The 15,251-nt window shown below is 65.1% G+C and carries 16 protein-coding genes; 8 read left to right on the top strand and 8 right to left on the bottom strand.

Translation table 11 applies throughout. From position 1 onward, the window contains the following. Positions 1-4 precede the first annotated feature (4 nt). Positions 5-1,126, bottom strand: coding sequence for a LacI family DNA-binding transcriptional regulator (locus tag ARTSIC4J27_RS00195; protein ID WP_050053197.1), 1,122 nt, complete (start codon positions 1,124-1,126; stop codon positions 5-7). Between the two features lie 163 nt (positions 1,127-1,289). On the opposite strand from ARTSIC4J27_RS00195, the gene ARTSIC4J27_RS00190 reads away from it, so the two are divergent. From ARTSIC4J27_RS00190 to ARTSIC4J27_RS00170, 5 genes are all read left to right on the top strand, one after another. Then, positions 1,290-2,156: an ABC transporter substrate-binding protein gene (locus ARTSIC4J27_RS00190; protein WP_050053196.1), complete on the top strand. Its 867-nt coding sequence runs from the start codon at positions 1,290-1,292 to the stop codon at positions 2,154-2,156. Between the two features lie 105 nt (positions 2,157-2,261). Next, positions 2,262-3,050: an amino acid ABC transporter permease gene (locus ARTSIC4J27_RS00185; protein WP_050053195.1), complete on the top strand. Its 789-nt coding sequence runs from the start codon at positions 2,262-2,264 to the stop codon at positions 3,048-3,050. Next, positions 3,047-3,829, top strand: a complete 783-nt coding sequence (locus ARTSIC4J27_RS00180; RefSeq protein WP_050053194.1) for an amino acid ABC transporter ATP-binding protein — start codon at positions 3,047-3,049, stop codon at positions 3,827-3,829. Before ARTSIC4J27_RS00185 ends, ARTSIC4J27_RS00180 begins: the two co-directional genes overlap by 4 nt. Then, positions 3,829-4,872, top strand: coding sequence for a Gfo/Idh/MocA family protein (locus tag ARTSIC4J27_RS00175; protein WP_050053193.1), 1,044 nt, complete (start codon positions 3,829-3,831; stop codon positions 4,870-4,872). Before ARTSIC4J27_RS00180 ends, ARTSIC4J27_RS00175 begins: the two co-directional genes overlap by 1 nt. Before the next feature lie 79 nt (positions 4,873-4,951). Next, positions 4,952-6,133, top strand: a complete 1,182-nt coding sequence (locus tag ARTSIC4J27_RS00170; RefSeq protein ID WP_050053192.1) for an NAD(P)/FAD-dependent oxidoreductase — start codon at positions 4,952-4,954, stop codon at positions 6,131-6,133. A gap of 72 nt (positions 6,134-6,205) precedes the next feature. On the opposite strand, the gene ARTSIC4J27_RS00165 is transcribed toward ARTSIC4J27_RS00170, so the two are convergent. After that, a complete protein-coding gene (locus ARTSIC4J27_RS00165) occupies positions 6,206-7,297 on the bottom strand; it encodes a LacI family DNA-binding transcriptional regulator (RefSeq protein ID WP_050053191.1) in 1,092 nt (363 codons plus the stop codon). Positions 7,298-7,409: 112 nt separating this feature from the next. Continuing rightward, entirely contained in the window at positions 7,410-8,234 is an 825-nt protein-coding gene (locus tag ARTSIC4J27_RS00160) for a PfkB family carbohydrate kinase (RefSeq protein WP_050053190.1), read from the bottom strand. 278 nt (positions 8,235-8,512) lie between these two features. Here ARTSIC4J27_RS00160 and ARTSIC4J27_RS00155 point away from each other — a divergent pair, with 278 nt between their 5' ends. The 3 genes from ARTSIC4J27_RS00155 to ARTSIC4J27_RS00145 all read left to right on the top strand — a co-directional run bounded on the left by ARTSIC4J27_RS00155 (position 8,513) and on the right by ARTSIC4J27_RS00145 (position 10,732). Further along, positions 8,513-9,382 carry an ABC transporter substrate-binding protein gene (locus ARTSIC4J27_RS00155; protein WP_050053189.1) on the top strand — a complete coding sequence of 290 codons (870 nt, stop codon included), beginning with the start codon at positions 8,513-8,515 and terminating at the stop codon, positions 9,380-9,382. Between the two features lie 74 nt (positions 9,383-9,456). Further along, a complete protein-coding gene (locus tag ARTSIC4J27_RS00150) occupies positions 9,457-10,473 on the top strand; it encodes an SIS domain-containing protein (RefSeq protein ID WP_050053188.1) in 1,017 nt (338 codons plus the stop codon). After that, entirely contained in the window at positions 10,412-10,732 is a 321-nt protein-coding gene (locus tag ARTSIC4J27_RS00145; protein WP_083435218.1) for a putative quinol monooxygenase, read from the top strand. The genes ARTSIC4J27_RS00150 and ARTSIC4J27_RS00145 overlap by 62 nt, the downstream gene beginning before the upstream one ends. An 8-nt stretch (positions 10,733-10,740) precedes the next feature. Here ARTSIC4J27_RS00145 and ARTSIC4J27_RS22650 read toward each other — a convergent pair whose 3' ends face one another. From ARTSIC4J27_RS22650 to ARTSIC4J27_RS00125, 5 genes are read right to left on the bottom strand one after another with little or no spacing between them, the layout of a single operon-like run. Then, positions 10,741-10,899: a hypothetical protein gene (locus ARTSIC4J27_RS22650; RefSeq protein WP_161799502.1), complete on the bottom strand. Its 159-nt coding sequence runs from the start codon at positions 10,897-10,899 to the stop codon at positions 10,741-10,743. Continuing rightward, entirely contained in the window at positions 10,896-12,269 is a 1,374-nt protein-coding gene (locus ARTSIC4J27_RS00140) for an NtaA/DmoA family FMN-dependent monooxygenase (protein ID WP_050053186.1), read from the bottom strand. The genes ARTSIC4J27_RS22650 and ARTSIC4J27_RS00140 overlap by 4 nt, the downstream gene beginning before the upstream one ends. After that, entirely contained in the window at positions 12,266-13,357 is a 1,092-nt protein-coding gene (locus ARTSIC4J27_RS00135; RefSeq protein WP_050053185.1) for an LLM class flavin-dependent oxidoreductase, read from the bottom strand. The genes ARTSIC4J27_RS00140 and ARTSIC4J27_RS00135 overlap by 4 nt, the downstream gene beginning before the upstream one ends. Further along, positions 13,354-14,190 (bottom strand): DUF1684 domain-containing protein, encoded by an 837-nt coding sequence (locus ARTSIC4J27_RS00130; RefSeq protein ID WP_050053184.1) that lies wholly within the window; start codon positions 14,188-14,190, stop codon positions 13,354-13,356. Before ARTSIC4J27_RS00130 ends, ARTSIC4J27_RS00135 begins: the two co-directional genes overlap by 4 nt. Further along, positions 14,187-15,242 carry a transporter substrate-binding domain-containing protein gene (locus tag ARTSIC4J27_RS00125; protein ID WP_050053183.1) on the bottom strand — a complete coding sequence of 352 codons (1,056 nt, stop codon included), beginning with the start codon at positions 15,240-15,242 and terminating at the stop codon, positions 14,187-14,189. Before ARTSIC4J27_RS00125 ends, ARTSIC4J27_RS00130 begins: the two co-directional genes overlap by 4 nt. Positions 15,243-15,251 lie beyond the last annotated feature (9 nt).

Genomic DNA, 15,251 nt, shown 5'->3' with positions numbered 1-15,251 from the left:
GCACTCACCCGAGTGCCGCCGTCGGCCCTTCTGCCGTGTATGCCTGGGCAGGCTGGAATGCTTCGCGGGGCGGCCCCACTGACCCTCGCTTGATGAGCCGCGCTTGAAGGGCGGGCGCGGTCCCGGACGCTTTCCTTCCATCAATCTGCCTGATCAAAGCTGTGGCGGCTGCCACGCCCATGTCGTAGACGGGTTGGGCCACAACCGTCAGGGGCGGCGTAGTGAGGCGGGCCCAGGCGAAGTCGTCGTACATAAGAAACGAGACGTCCTTGGGGATCGAGAGTTGCAGGTCCTGTATCGCGCCCAGGGCGCTGAGCGCGATCAGCCCATCTGAGGCCACGACGACCGTTGCCGGGTCTGCCCGGAGGAGGAGTTCACGGGTGGCATCGCGGATGGAGTCTGCGTCGCCCGCGTTGAGCCGTACCAGGTCGTAGGGGAACGGGAGTTTGGTCTCCGCAAAGGCCCGCAGCATGCCCTCCAGGCGCTCCGAAATCTGTGACGAATCCAGCTGGGTCCCGTCAAGGAACGGCGAGGCATTTTTCAGGGTGGAGATGAAGGCGATCCGGCGGTGGCCGGAGTCCAGCAGGTACTTCGTGGCGTCGTAGGAGATGCCGGCCATGTCTGCGGCGATGACTTCCGCCGGGAGTCCGCGGGCTGCCCGGTCCAGCAGGACCAAGGGGCGGCCTGACTCGTAAACGCGCTGCAAATGGTCTGTTTCGGTGGATGACGCAGGGGCCACAATGAGGCCGTCCACCCGCTTGTCGAGCAGAACCTGGACGGCGTCCACCTCGGCGGCCCGCTCCTCGTCGGTATTGGCAAGGATAACGTTGTAGCCGCTCTTTTTTGCGGTGTCGGTGATACCTCTGGTGGCCAGGCCAAAATGGGGGTTTTCAATGTCGCCCACCACCACGCCTATCGTGTGGGATTTGCCGGTGTTCATGCTTCGGGCCAGCTCATTGGGGCGGTAGGAAAGTTCCTCGGCTGCGGCCAGGACACGCTCGCGCACATCCTCGCTCACCGCACCGTAATTGCCCAGCGCCCGCGCAGCCTGCGCTTTGGAAACACTGGCCGCCCGGGCTACATCCGCGACTGTAACGTCCCGGCGCCTGGAAGTGTTACTGCTCATTTCTGCCTTCAAAATGGGGCCTTGACGCCCGATGTGGCTTGGGTTACATTTTTACCAACCCCGATGTGAGTCCGGTCTCAACCCTACCGACTGAGACCGGACTCAGCAATAGTCATAAACGAAGGCCGAACGGCCGCCCTGCTTCCCAAGATTGGATAAACCTTTGAACAAACGATTCAGCTTCCGCCCCGCGGCAATCGTCGCGGCCGCCGTCGCGGCACTCGTGGCACTGTCCGGCTGCGGCGGGTCCACGCCCGCCCAGTCCACGGCCGACAACCCGTACGGGCTGATCCAGCCTGGCACCGTCCGGGTTGCCAGCCTGGGTGATTCGAAGCCCTACACCTTCACCGACGCCCAGGGTAACTTCACCGGTTTTGATGTTGAGCTCTTCAAAGACGTCGCCAAGCGGGCAGGGGTAGACAACGTGGTCTTCACCGGCCAGGACTTCTCCGCAATCCTGCCCGCCGTGGCCAACGGACAGTTCGACGTCGGTGTCGCCGCGATCGGTATCACGGACAAGCGCAAGGAAACCGTGGACTTCTCCAACGGCTACCTCGCCGGCTACCTCACCGTCCTGACCACCAAGGATTCCGGCATCAAGGGCGTGGACGGCCTGAACGGAAAGCGCCTCGGCGTCGTCCAGGGAACCCTGCAGGAAGCCTATGCAGTCAAGAACTTCCCCACCGCCAGCCTGGTCCGGTTCCCGGACAACAACTCAGCCATCGCAGCGGTCAACAGCGGCTCAGCCGACGCCCACTTCCTCGATTACGAGGCGGCCAAGGACTACACCGAGCAGCACGGCCTGGTCAGCGTTGCCGACATCCCCTCCTTCGACGCACCGGCCGGTTTCGCCATCGCCAAGGACAAGACCGCCCTCAAGGAAGCCCTGAACAAGGCCCTGGCCGAGGCCATGGAAGACGGCACCTGGAAGACCCTGTACCAGAAGTGGTTCCCGGGCTCCCCGATGCCCGAGCAGTACCTGCCCAAAGCCGAGCAAACCGCAACACCGGCCCCCACCGCCGCCAAGTAACACCTGACCCACCACGGCCGGACACCAGCCGGCCGCACCCAACCGGGCGGACCGCCGTTCGCGGTCCGCCCGGGATTCATAAGCTAACTACGTCTGAGAGCAACCATGGACTGGTTCAACACCATCATCCGCACCTTTTTCGACTTCAAGGCGATGGCCGAAGTTTTTCCGCAGCTCCTCGCAGTCGGGCTGCTGAACACGCTGATCATTTCCATCGCGGCAACCATCCTGGGGGTTTTCCTGGGCATGGTGATCGCGGTGATGGGCATCTCGCCGTCACGGTGGCTGCGTGTCCCGGCCCGCATCTACACTGATCTGTTCCGCGGCCTGCCGGCCATCCTGACCATCCTGCTGATCGGCCAGGGCTTCGCCCGGTTGAGCCAGTCGGTTTTCGGCCCCTCGCCGTACCCGCTGGGCATCATCGCCCTGAGCCTGATCGCCAGCGCCTACGTCGGCGAGATCTTCCGGGCCGGCATCCAGAGCGTGGATAAAGGACAGGGCGAGGCCTGCCGGGCCCTGGGCATGAGCTACGCGAAGTCCATGGCACTGGTGGTCATTCCCCAAGGCATCCGCCGGGTACTGCCCGCCCTCGTGAACCAGTTCATCGCCATCGTCAAAGACTCCTCCCTCGTCTACTTCCTGGGCTTGCTGGTCAGCGAGCGTGAACTCTTCCGTGTGGGACAGGACGCCGCCGTCCTCTCGGGCAACCTCTCCCCGCTGGTGATGGCAGGCCTCTTCTACCTCGTCATCACCGTGCCGCTGACCCACCTGGTCAACTATTTCGATAACAGGTTCCGCACCGGCCGGCGCCGCCCCGCCGCACCGACGAGCGGCCTGAAGGAAGTCAAAGAACTCGACGCGGCCTCGCCGCTGATTACCGGGAGCAACACATGAGCCTCGCCAGCAACACCTCACGCAGCAACACGGCACCAGACGTTGAGACCTTCCACGGTTCCAGCCTGGAGCTGAAGAACCTCACTATGGCGTACGGGGACATCGAGGTCCTGCGCAACGTCAACCTCACCGTCAAGCCGGGAACCACCACCTGCATCATCGGACCGTCCGGTTCGGGCAAGTCCACCCTGCTCCGCGGCGTCAACCGCCTCCATGAACCCAAAAGCGGTGACGTGCTCCTGGCCGGCGAAAGCGCCCTGAAGGTCAACCCGGACATCCTCCGGGCCCGGATCGGGATGGTGTTCCAGCACTTCAACCTCTTCCCGGACCACACGGCACTGGAGAACGTCGCCCTGGCCCTGTGGAGTGTCAAGAAGATGTCCAAGGCAGAGGCCCGCGAACGTGCACGCCGCCGGCTGGCTGAAGTGGGTCTCGCCGAGCGCGCGGACCACCGCCCCCGGGACCTCTCCGGCGGCCAGCAGCAGCGCGTCGCCATCGCCCGCGCTTTGGCCATGGAACCCGAAGTCATGCTGTTCGATGAGGCCACCAGCGCACTGGACCCGGAACTGGTCAAGGGTGTGCTGAACCTCATGGCAGGACTGGGACGCCGCGGAATGACCATGCTCGTGGTCACCCACGAAATGGGCTTTGCCCGCAAGGTCGCGGACCAGGTCGTTTTTATGGACGAAGGCGAAGTCGTCGAAGCCGGCACCCCCGGCGACCTCTTCGATAACCCCAAGAGCGAGCGCCTCCAGCGCTTCCTCTCCGAAGTCCTGTGATGCGCCGGGTGACCACCACGCCCATCCGGACTGCCGTCGTCGGGTTCGGGGTCTCGGGCAAAGTCTTTCACGCGCCGCTCATCGCAGCTGATCCTGCCTACTCGCTGGACATCATCGTCACGGCTGATCCGGCCCGCGCGGCCGTTGCGTCCAGGCTCTATCCCCAGGCCCGGATTGTTCCAACGCCGGAGGCCATGTTCGCCCACTCCGGCGACCTGGACCTGGTAATCGTCGGAACACCACCGCTCACCCATTTCGACCTTGCCTCCACCGCCATGGCGCACGGGCTCCATGTGGTGGTGGACAAGCCGTTCGTCACTGCCTCAGGCCACGGGGAGGAGCTCGTGTCCGCCGCTGCCGAGGCTGGCGTGCAGCTCACGGTCTTCCAAAACCGCCGGTGGGACGCAGACTTCCTGACGCTCCGAAGGCTGCTCGCCGAAGGCGCGCTGGGCGAAGTCCGCAGCTTCGAGTCACGCTTCGAATGGTGGCGGCCGGAAGGCTTCGGTAACTGGCGCGACACCGTGTCACTTGGGGAAGGCGGGGGAATCCTCCACGACCTCGGCGCCCACCTGATCGACCAGGCGGTCCAGCTGTTCGGGCCGGTCCAGGAAAGCTATGGTGAGACGGCAAACCACGGACCGCACCCGGACGCGGCGGATACCGAAGCGTTCGTGTCACTGCTCCATGAATCCGGCGTCCGGTCCCGTCTGTGGATGAACGGGATGGCGGCGCAGGTGGGCCCGCGCTTCCATGTCCTGGGTTCCGTGGCCGGTTACACCAAGTGGGGCCTGGATCACCAGGAACCTGCCCTCGCGGCGGGTATGTCCCCCTTGGATCCCTCGTACGGGGTGGAGCCCCAGGACGCTTGGGGGGTCCTGGGCATCGACGGTGCCACCACCACCGTCCGGCCGGAAACCGGCGCCTACCCCCGGTTCTACACAGAACTGGCCGCCGCACTTCGCGGCGAAGGTGCCCTGCCCGTCAATCCGGCCGAGTCCCTTGAGGTCCTTCGGATCATCGAAAAAGTCCACGCCTTCGCCTAAGGCAGGCCCGGGCAGCACAGGTGCAGGCTGTTCCAGCCCTGCCCGCACTATCGTCCTAAACACCCAGAAAGGGAGAACCATGTCCTCCACAGCCCCAGCAAAACGTGTTGCCGTCATCGGCGGCGGCATCCTCGGCGCATCAACCAGCATGCACCTCGCGAGGGGTGGCGCCCACGTGACGCTGGTAACCGCCGGGTCCCTCGCAAGCGGGGCCTCAAGCCGCTCGATCGCGTGGTTGAACTCTTCCGGCGCCCGGTCCGCCGACTACCACTACCTGCGGATGCTTGCCATCGACCGGTACCGCACCTGGACTGCGCACCATCCCGAGAGCCGGGACTACATCAGGTTTGACGGCGCCATGAAGTGGGCCGGACCGGATGAGACATTCCGCGAGACCTTCGCCTTCGAACGATCGACGGGGTACGACTCCGTCTGGATCAACCGCGACGACGTGTCGCGGGTCGCACCCGACGTGAACGTCGAGGCGGTGGCCGAGGAAGGCGCCATCTACAACGCGGGAGAAGGCTGGGTGAACATGCCCGACTTCATCCCGGCGCTGGTTGCCCAGGCAGTGGCCAACGGTGCTGAGGTCATCGAGAACGCAGGTGACGTGAGGGTGGACGTGCAGGACGGCGTCGCGTCCGGCGTCATACTCGGCGACGGAACCCGGCTGGCAGCAGACCAGGTAGTGCTGGCAACCGGGGGAGACGTTCCTGCCCAACTCGCAGCCTTGGGGGTGACGGTTCCGGATGCCACCCCTGCCGCGTTCGTGCTGTTCACGGATCCGGTGGACTTCGAAGTAAAAACCGTGCTGAATACCCCGCGCGTGGCGGTGCGGCCAACACCCGACGGCCGCCTGGTACTCGATGCCGATTGGGCCGAGCAGTCCATCATTGTCGAGGACGACGGTTCCCTCACGGTTCCCGAAGCGTCCGTCCAGGGCTTGCTCGACGAAGCATCGAAGGTCCTTGCCGGTAACCCGCGGCTGACTGCGCAGAAAGTAGGAGCAGGACTGAAACCCATTCCGGGCGACGGCGAACCCGTAGTAGGACCGGTGCCGGCAATTTCGGGACTGCACACAGTGTTCACTCACTCGGGCGCAACGCTCGGGCTGATCCTTGGCGAACTCCTCGCCGAGGAGATCCTCACCGGAACCGCCTCTCCGGTGCTGAAATCCTTCCGCCTGGACCGGTTCGACGCCGGCACCACGGCGCCGGAAGCAGTGAGTACGGGCGCCTGGGCGCCGGTGCCGCAAAAATAGCGGACTGAAGGCGGGGAGTGGTGAAGGCTTTCACCACTCCCCGTTGCGGCTTAAGCCCGGGTACTGCACTCCCTAATGCGGGGGCGGGCCCACTGAGTCCCGGATGTTGAGCCGTGCTTCCAGGACATTGTGCTTGGGCATTGATGTCTCGCCGGCGATCCTGGACAGCAGGAGCTCCGCTGCCATGGAGCCGATCCGGTGGACCGGCTGGTGCACCGACGTTATTGCCGGTTGCATGAAAGTCATCCAGTCGAGGTCATCGAAGCAGACCACCGACAGCTGGCCCGGAACACTGATTTTGAGGTCGGCAATGGCCTGCATCAGCCCCTGGGACATGGTTCCATCGGCCGCGAAGACAGCTGTAGGCCTTGCTCCGGATTCAAGGAGGTCAACGGCTTCGTGACGGGCTGCTGCGGAGGAGTAGGCTCCGGCGCGGCGAATCAGTTGAGTCTGCACGGGGACGCCGGCGTCCCGGTGGGCGTCAAGATATCCGAGCAGGCGTTGCCAGCTTGGATAGAGCGTTTCCGCAGTTAGGGGCGATACGGCCGCTTGGGCTACGAAGTCCGCAAGGCTGCCGCTGTCGATTTGCTCCAGCTCAGCGATGATTCCCACCCGCTTGTGGCCCGCAGTGAGCAGGTGGGCCACTGCTTCGCGGGCTGCGCCGCGGTTGTCTACTGTCACGGAGTCTGCTGCCAGGTCGTAGGCTGCCCGGTCTATCTGGACTGCGGGGCATCCGCCGGCGATGAGATTGCGCAGATGCTCGGACCCATGGACGTCGCAGGGGGTGATGATGAGCCCGTCAACGCGTTTTTCAAGGAGCAGTTGAACGGCTTCCTTTTCGCGGTCGAGGTTCTCATCGCTGTTGGTGAGGATGACGCCGAATCCACGCGATCGGGCCACGTCGCCGATCCCGCGCAGGACGCGGGCGTAAAAGGCGTTGTCGATGTCGGCGGCGACTACCCCGATGGTCTGGCTGCGGCCGGTGACGAGGCTGCGGGCGAGCATGTTGGGTTTGTAGCCCAGTTTCCGGGCTGCGGCCTGAACCCGCGCTGCCACCTCATCGCTCGCGTATCCGTAACCGCCAAGGGCCCTCCCGGCCGTAGCCGTGCTGACACCTGCTTCAGCTGCAACCTGGGTGATGGTGATCCTGGGAGGTGGCGCCATGGGGGTCTTTCCGTCGTCGAAAGGGTCTTGGGGGCGGCATGCGCAGCCGAAAGCCTGCGGGTCAGTAGCTTACCTTCACTATTGTCGGCGTCCCTCCAAAAGCCTGCTCCCCCTACCCTGCGGGCAGGGGTACGGCGGTAAGCGATTCTCCCTCGCCGAAGGCTCCGAGCCTGCTGCAGGTGCGGGCGGAAGCTTCCGATGCCCTGGCTAAGGCCTCGTGTGGATTTGCGGCTTTGAGGAGCCCGGTCAAAACCGTCGCGATAAACGTATCGCCGGCCCCCAGGGTGTCCACCAGAGTGGTGTTTGCCGCCGGGACCTCGCAGGTGTGTTCCCGGCCCGCAAGGACCGCGCCCTCTGCACCCCGCGTTACCAGGGCCCAGGTGGCGCCGAGGGCAGTGGCCTGCCTCGCAAGATCGAGAGCCTCAGGCCTGGCCAGGTCTCCTCCCGAGAAGGACGCCAGATAACAGTGCGGCGCCACAGCGGTCAGCAGGGCAGCGTCCCTGTTGGTGGAAAAGTCAAAGGACAGGCGGGAAAGAGATGCGAGTTCCAGTGCCAAATCCTCAAGGAGGCTGGAGACGCTGAGGTGGACAGCGTCAAAGCCGGACGACGGCGAGAGGAACCCGCCGTCGTATGCGGCCTGGGAGACTCCGAGCCCCACTTCGCGGAACACCCGGTCGCCGTCGTTCCTTTCAATCACGCAATAGGCGGTGCTGCCGGGACGGACCTGGAGAAAGTCCGTGGACACCCCCTCCCGGGCCAGGGAACTTTGGATAAAAGCTCCCGCCGGATCTGTCCCGACCGTGCCGGCATAGGCTGTCCGCGCTCCCGCGCGCCGTGCGTGTACCGCCACATTCAGTGCGTTGCCGCCTGCAAACACCTGCCCCTCATCCAAGTAGCAGTCAACGACGTTATCCCTCGCTGTCAGGATCGAAACCATCATTCCTCCCCAGTAATCTCGCCTCAGACTATGAGAGCGTTCGCAGAAAGTCCAGTCTCAACTTTTTGAGGATTCGCTCGTTCTCGATGCGCGATGATCACGATTCCGTGTAAATCTCACCATCTGCCCACTAAATTGGGACGTTCCTTGCCACCTCTTGACGAGCGAGAATTTCAGAATGTAGGTTGGCGATATCTGAAAACGCTCTCACATTTGATCGGTACTCAATCTTCGAGTTCAACTGTGTGACAGCCCCTTTCCCGGAGATCGGAAAACCCATGCGCACTCGTTCCAAAAAGTTCCGCCTCGGCCTGGTGATGGCCGCAGCTGCCGTGCTTGCCAGCCTTGCAACTGCCTGTGGCGGCAGCCCCTCAACAGCGCCCTCCGCTGATAATCCGTACGCGTTGATCCAGCCGGGCACCGTCCGCGTTGCCAGCGTCGGTGACCTCAAGCCTTATGCCTTCGCGGATGCACAAGGCAACTACACCGGTTTTGATGTTGAGCTCTTCAAAGACGTCGCCAAGCGGGCAGGGGTAGACAACGTGGTCTTCACCGGCCAGGACTTCTCCGCAATCCTGCCCGCCGTGGCCAACGGACAGTTCGACGTCGGTGTCGCCGCGATCGGTATCACGGACAAGCGCAAGGAAACCGTGGACTTCTCCAACGGCTACCTCGCCGGCTACCTCACCGTCCTGACCACCAAGAATTCCGGCATCAAGGGCGTGGACGGCCTGAACGGAAAGCGCCTCGGCGTCGTCCAGGGAACCCTGCAGGAAGCCTACGCAGTCAAGAACTTCCCCACCGCCAGCCTGGTCAGGTTCCCGGACAACAACTCCGCCATCGCAGCGGTCAACAACGGCTCAGCCGACGCCCACTTCCTCGATTACGAGACCGCCCAGGACTACACCGAGCAGCACGGCCTGGTCAGCGTCGCCGACATCCCCTCCTTCGACGCACCCGCAGGATTCGCTATCGCCAAGGACAAGACCGCCCTCAAAGAAGCCCTGAACAAGGCACTGGCCGAGGCCATGGAAGACGGCACCTGGAAGACCCTGTACCAGAAGTGGTTCCCGGGCTCCCCGATGCCCGAGCAGTACCTGCCCAAAGCCGAGCAAACCGCAACACCGGCCCCCACCGCCGCCAAGTAACACCTGACCCACCACGGCCGGACACCAGCCGGCCGCACCCAACCGGGCGGACGCCCGACAGCAGAGGAACAACAATGACCGACGGCACCTTCATCGGAACACAACCTGTGAAAGAAATCCCAGGCGGCATCCGCGGCTCCCAGGAGCACGCCCTCACCCTTTGGCCCGACATCAGGTCGTACGTCTCGGGCCTGCCGGAACTCAACAGGGTTTATCTCGTGGGTGCCGGAGGCTCCCTCTCCGGCTTGCACGCCGCGCACTACTTCCTCGAGCGGCGGGCAACAACACCAGTGGCCTCCGTTAACTCGGACGAGTTCTACTACCGGGCCTCGCCAGGAGTGGGGCCCGGCGCTCTCGTGATCTCCCTTTCGGCCGCAGGCATGACCCCAGAAACGGCAAGGGCAGCCTCCTGGGCACAGGAGCGGGGGGCAGCCGTCGTGGCAGTGACACTCAACCCTGAAGGAACCCTTGCACGGGCGGTCACCAGGGCCTTCATCGCCAAAACCGGGGACGGCAACCAGGTCCTTCTGCAACTGTTCGCGCTGGCGATACTGGAACGTGAAGGCCAAGACGTGTCCGCAGAGCTTTCAGCCCTGGCGGCATTGCCCGCCGCCGCCGAAACCGCCGTTCGCGGATTCGAGCCCTACGCCGCCAAGATCGCCGGGAACATGAAGGACGTACCCATGACGTACCTCATCGCTTCGGGATCGCTGCAGGGCATGGGCAGCACGTTCACCAGTTGTTTCCTCCAGGAGATGCAGTGGATGCATGCCGCAACCATTAATGCGAACGAGTTTTTCCAGGGCCCGTTCGAAGTGTTCGACAAGGACACCAAAAGCATCATCTACCTGACCGAAGACGAAACCCGCCCCATGGCTGAACGCGCCGACCGGTTCCTTGAGGAGTACAGCGGCGAAACCTTCCGGGTGGACAGCAGGGAGCTCGAGCTTCCCGGCATTGCCCAGGAATTGCGGGCCTTCGTCGCGCCCCTGGTTTTCTACACCATCGCGTTCCGCCTAGCCGCCCATTATGAGGCGGTGCGGGGATACTCGCTGGAAGGACGCCGGTACATGTGGCAGTTCCCGTACTAGCAAGACACATCCGGCGGCGGCCCTGCACTCCCTGCAGATGCTAAGCCGGCAGGACCCAGGGTGCCTGGAATACACAGTCTTCTCCGACGGACAACAACCAGGCACCTTCGTCCTTTTTGAAGGCTGGGCCAGTAATGGGGACCTCGAAGCCCACAACGAGGAAGACCACGTGAAGGAGTTTGTGGAGGCAGTAGAACCGCTCTTGGTGGTCCCATTCTCCGTCACTCCGCTCATGCCGCTTGACGCGTCCAGCAGCTAAGCCCAGACTTACAGCCAGTGCTCCCCCACCGTCAGCTGCAGCCTGACAGCCCCAAGAGAAGGTTCGACGGCGGCACCCACCGCAGTGCCGGCGTCGGACTTCCAAACGTGGCGGCGCAGGGTGAACAGCCAGCGCCCCAGCCACCCGCCAAGCCGGTCCGCGCTCATGACGCCCGGACCGCCGCAGCTTCATTGGCAGAACGTGCCGGCGTTTCCAGCCCCAGATTCCCGCGGAGAGTGCTGCCCGCGTACTCCGTCGGGTAGACCCCGCGTTCCTGCAGTTCCGGCACCAGGTGGTTCACGATGTCGTCCAGGCCGGTCGGAATCAGCCACGGCGAAATGTTGAAACCGTCCACCGCCCCCTCGCGCGCATACTCGGCCAGCTGGTCCGCCACCCCGGTGTACGACCCAGTGAAAGTCGAATCAATCCGGGCCGTCCGCGACGTGACGAACTGGCGGATGGAAAGGCCCTTGTCCTTGGCCTCGGCCCGCCACTGGTCCGCCAGTTGACGGGCCTTCGCGCCGTGGAACCCGCTGCCGCGCGTCTCGGAGGTCTCCTCCACCACCGGATCGATCTCCGGCAGCGGCCCGTCCGGATCGTATTCGGACAGCTCCCGGCCCCAGAACTGCTCCAGATACGCCACGGCCTGCTGCGGCCCGATCTGCAGGCTCCGCACCCACTCCTTCTTCGCCAAAGCCTCCTCAGCGGTCGGAGCGAGGATGAACTCGCTGGCCGGCATGATCTGCACGGCGTTGGCGCCGCGCCCCGCAGCCAGCGAACGCTCCACGAGGTCCTTGCGGAACTCCACAGCGTCGTCGAACTTCGGATGGGCAGAGAAGATGACATCCGCCTGGCGGGCGGCAAAGTTGCGGCCCGCCGGGGAGTCGCCGGCCTGGAACAACACCGGGCGGTACTGCGCACTGCGCGGCAGCCGCGGCGTCACGTCCACCGTGTAGTGCTGCCCCTCGTGGAGCACCCGGCGTGCCGGTCCCTCCGGTGTTTCCCCGGAATCCCAGATCCGCTTGGCCGTTTCCACAAACGCCTCGGCGTGCTTGTAGCGGTCCGCGTGGTCCAGGTATCCCCCGCGCCGGAAGTTTGCCCCGGTCCAGGCGTTGTCCGTGGTCACGATGTTCCACGCCGCGCGGCCGCCGGAGATCAGGTCAAGGGACGCGAGCCGGTGCGCCAGGTCCGCGGGATCGTTGTACGTGGTGTTCTGCGTTGCCACCAGCCCGATGTTTTTCGTCACCGACGCGAGGGCGGCCAGCATCGTCTGCGCGTCCGGCCTGCCCACCACGTCCAGTGCATGCGGGCGGCCCAGGTGTTCGCGCAGCCGGAGCCCCTCGCCCAGGAAAAAGGCGGCGAACAGCCCGCGCTCGGCGGTCTGGGCGATGCGGCGGAATGACTCGAAGTCAGTCTGCGAGCCGGATTCGGCGGCCTTCCAGATGGTTCCGGAGTTCACGCCCTGGAAAAAGATGCCGAACTGGATCTTGCCCGACGGCGTAAAGACCTCGGATTTAGCACGGTTGTGCTGTGTCATGGTTTCCCCCTATTTTCGCCGCCAGCGACAGCGGATGCGTAGCGGCTGGCCGGAGGTGCAAGGCCCAGCACATCGCGGAGAGTGCCGTCCTGCACCGGCGGCCGGAGCGCGCCCCGCCGCCGGAGCTCCGGCAGGACCAGCCGGGAAAGTTCGTCCAGCTCCAGAGCGAGCGACGCCGGATGGAGGCGGACGCCGTCGGCCTCCTTCAGCAGCTCCTCAAGGAGGTCCGCGAGGCCTGCGGCGCTGCCGGCATACCTGGCGCGGCCGCCGTCAAAGCCGCCATCGAACGCGGTCGAACGCTCGGCCGCAGCCTGCCCGCGGGAGTCCAGGACGACGTCGAGCTCGGCCACAACGGCAACCGACGCACCCAGCCGTTCCCGGACATCGCGCACCTCGGCGGCGAGCAGTTCAGGCGTCGGCGCGCTGACGAGTACGGCGTCAACGGCGCCTGCCGGAATCTGCCCCGGGCCCACCAGCGACGCAGCGGCAAGCACCGGCAGCTGTCCCTGCAGGGGCCGCGGGATGATGGACGGGCCCTTGACCGAGTAGGCCGGCCCGGCGAAGTCAGCCGGAGTTTCAAAGTCAACGTAATGCAGCTTGTCCACGTCGATATACCGGCCCGTGGCGACATCGCGGATCACGGCGTCGTCCTCCCAGGAATCCCACAGCCGGCGGGACACCTCAACGGACGCGGCTGCTTCCTGCGCCAAGCCGGCGCCAGTCACCGAAGAGCGTCCGACGGCGGCGGCAGCCTCGGGGGACTCCGCTGCGGTGGCGATCCACCCGGCGCGGCCGCCGGAGACGTAGTCGAGGCTTGCGAGCTGGGTGGAGACGTGGAACGGCTCGGTGTAAATGGTGTCCACTTCCGGGACCAGGGCGATACTGCGCGTCACCGGTCCGGCGAAGGCCGCCCGCTGCAGGGCACTGGTGCCGCCGGGAACAGGTGCATCGGTGAAGGTGGCTGCATGGAACCCAGCCGATTCAGCTGCAAGGACGGCTTCGCTCAGGCTCGCGAAGTCCCCGCCATCCCACCCGGCGCCGTCGAGTTCGATGGCAAGAAACCCCGGCTTGATTGAAGAGGCGCTCACTGCTGGTCCTGACGTTCGTAGGGAATCTTTTCGCCGGCTTCGATGGCCACCGGCAGCCGGTTTTCCGCCGGCGGCAGCGGGCACGTGGCAAGGTCCGTGTAGGCGCAGGGCAGGTTGACGGCCCGGTTGAAGTCGAGCACCACGGACCCGTCCGCGGCAGGCACCACGGACAATGAACGGTTGGCCGCATAGGTGGTTTTGCCGGACGTCTGGTCCGTGAAAAGCACTGACAGCGAACCGGGCGCGTAGCCATTGAACGCGGTCAGCGCCAGGTCCTGGCCGGCCAGCTTGAAGCGGATTTCACCCGGCGCCTCGTAGACGTGCTGGATGCCTTCGACGGCGGCACCCACCGTGGTGGAGCGCGGCGCGTCGAACGGCACATAGGTTCCTCGGACAGCGTAGGCAGCATCCGGCGAGTAGGCCGGCGTGCCTTGGTACTCCCGCAGCAGCCCGTGCTCCGGGTTCCGCGGCCGCACAATGTACTCGCCGCCGCGCTTGGCCACTTCGATGACCGTATCGCCGGAGGCCAGGTCGATCCCGCCGCGCTCCTCGATGGGGCCAAAGTCGAGCGCTGCCCCGGCAGCAGTGTGCAGCTCCTTGCCGTCCCGCTGCAGGCTCTCGCCCGCTTCCAGGACAACGCGGACGACGTCGGCCTCCACACTCCAGGTGCCGGGGACACCTTCCAGCCGGGCGGCTTCGCTGCCCAGCCAGTGCAGGTGGGTCACCGCCAGGAAGCCGTGCGGGTGGCCGCGCTGGCGTTCGTGGGCAGAATGCCATTCCTGCCAGTCGGCGTCGAAGGATTCGAGGGCGGTTTCAGTATGCAGTGCGTTCATGATGCCTTTCCGGACGGAACGGCACTGGCCGTGGCCTGGGCCGCCGCGAAGCTTTCCTCGGTGATGGTCTTGGACTCCGGCAGCGCCTCCTCGGACAGGCCCCAGCGCTCCAGCACCTTGGCGTAGGACCCGTCGTCGATCGCGGAGTTGAGGGCTTCGGTGATGACCGGTGCAAAGCCGTTGCCGCGCAGGGTGGTGGCGGCCACCAGGGTTTCGGACGGCCAGCCCGCGTTGACCTTGCCCACCACTTTCAGGTCGTCACGGGTGTTTTCCCGGTACACAGTGGACGGGTAGGGCGCGATGTTCAGGTCGGTGCGGCCGGAGGACAGCGCCAGGATGGTGTCGGCGTCGGAGGAGTAGTACTGCAGGGTGGCCGGCGCCTTGCCCTTGCTTTCCAGCTCCTTGTTCCAGGCCAGCAGGATCTTTTCCTGGTTGGTCCCCGACCCCACAGACACCTTCAGCCCGGAGATGTCATCGGCGCCCTTGATGTCGTAGCTGGCCGACTTCTTGGCCTCAAAGCCCATAAACGCCGCCCGGTAGCTGGCGAAGTCGAACAGCTTCACCCGGTCCTTGTTCACGCCCACGTTGGAGAACACCGCCTCGAAGTCGCCCGACTGGGTCTTCAGCGGCCAGTTCTCCCAGGATGTCACCTGGACGTCCAGCTCCAGGCCCAGCTTGTCCGCCACCAGCTGCGCGATGTCCAGCTCGGAGCCGATCGGCGTCTTGTCATCAGTGGCGTGGAAGGACAGCGGGATGGAACCCGCCGTGGTGGCAATGGTCAGCTTCCCGTCCTTGCCGATCAGTTCCGGAACCTTGGCGGCGAGCGCCGCGTCCTTCTCCGCGCGGAGGCGCTGCTGGTCCGGGGAAGTGTTGTACACGACGCCGTTGCGTGCCGCCGTCGTCTGTGCTCCTCCGGTGGAGGTGCCGGCCGCTGTTGCGCCGGGATCAGCGCAGGCGGACAGGCCGGCTGCGGCCAGCAGGACGACGGCGGGCAGCGCCGCCAGTGGGCGCGTGCGGCGGGGGCGGCGGGAAGGGCCGGTGGGAAATGCCATGGGAGGAAT

This window comes from Pseudarthrobacter siccitolerans (assembly GCF_001046895.1).
Lineage (GTDB): Bacteria > Actinomycetota > Actinomycetes > Actinomycetales > Micrococcaceae > Arthrobacter > Arthrobacter siccitolerans.
The sequence above is the reverse complement of the archived record's forward strand: the minus strand, read 5'-3'. Positions and strand labels throughout refer to the sequence as shown.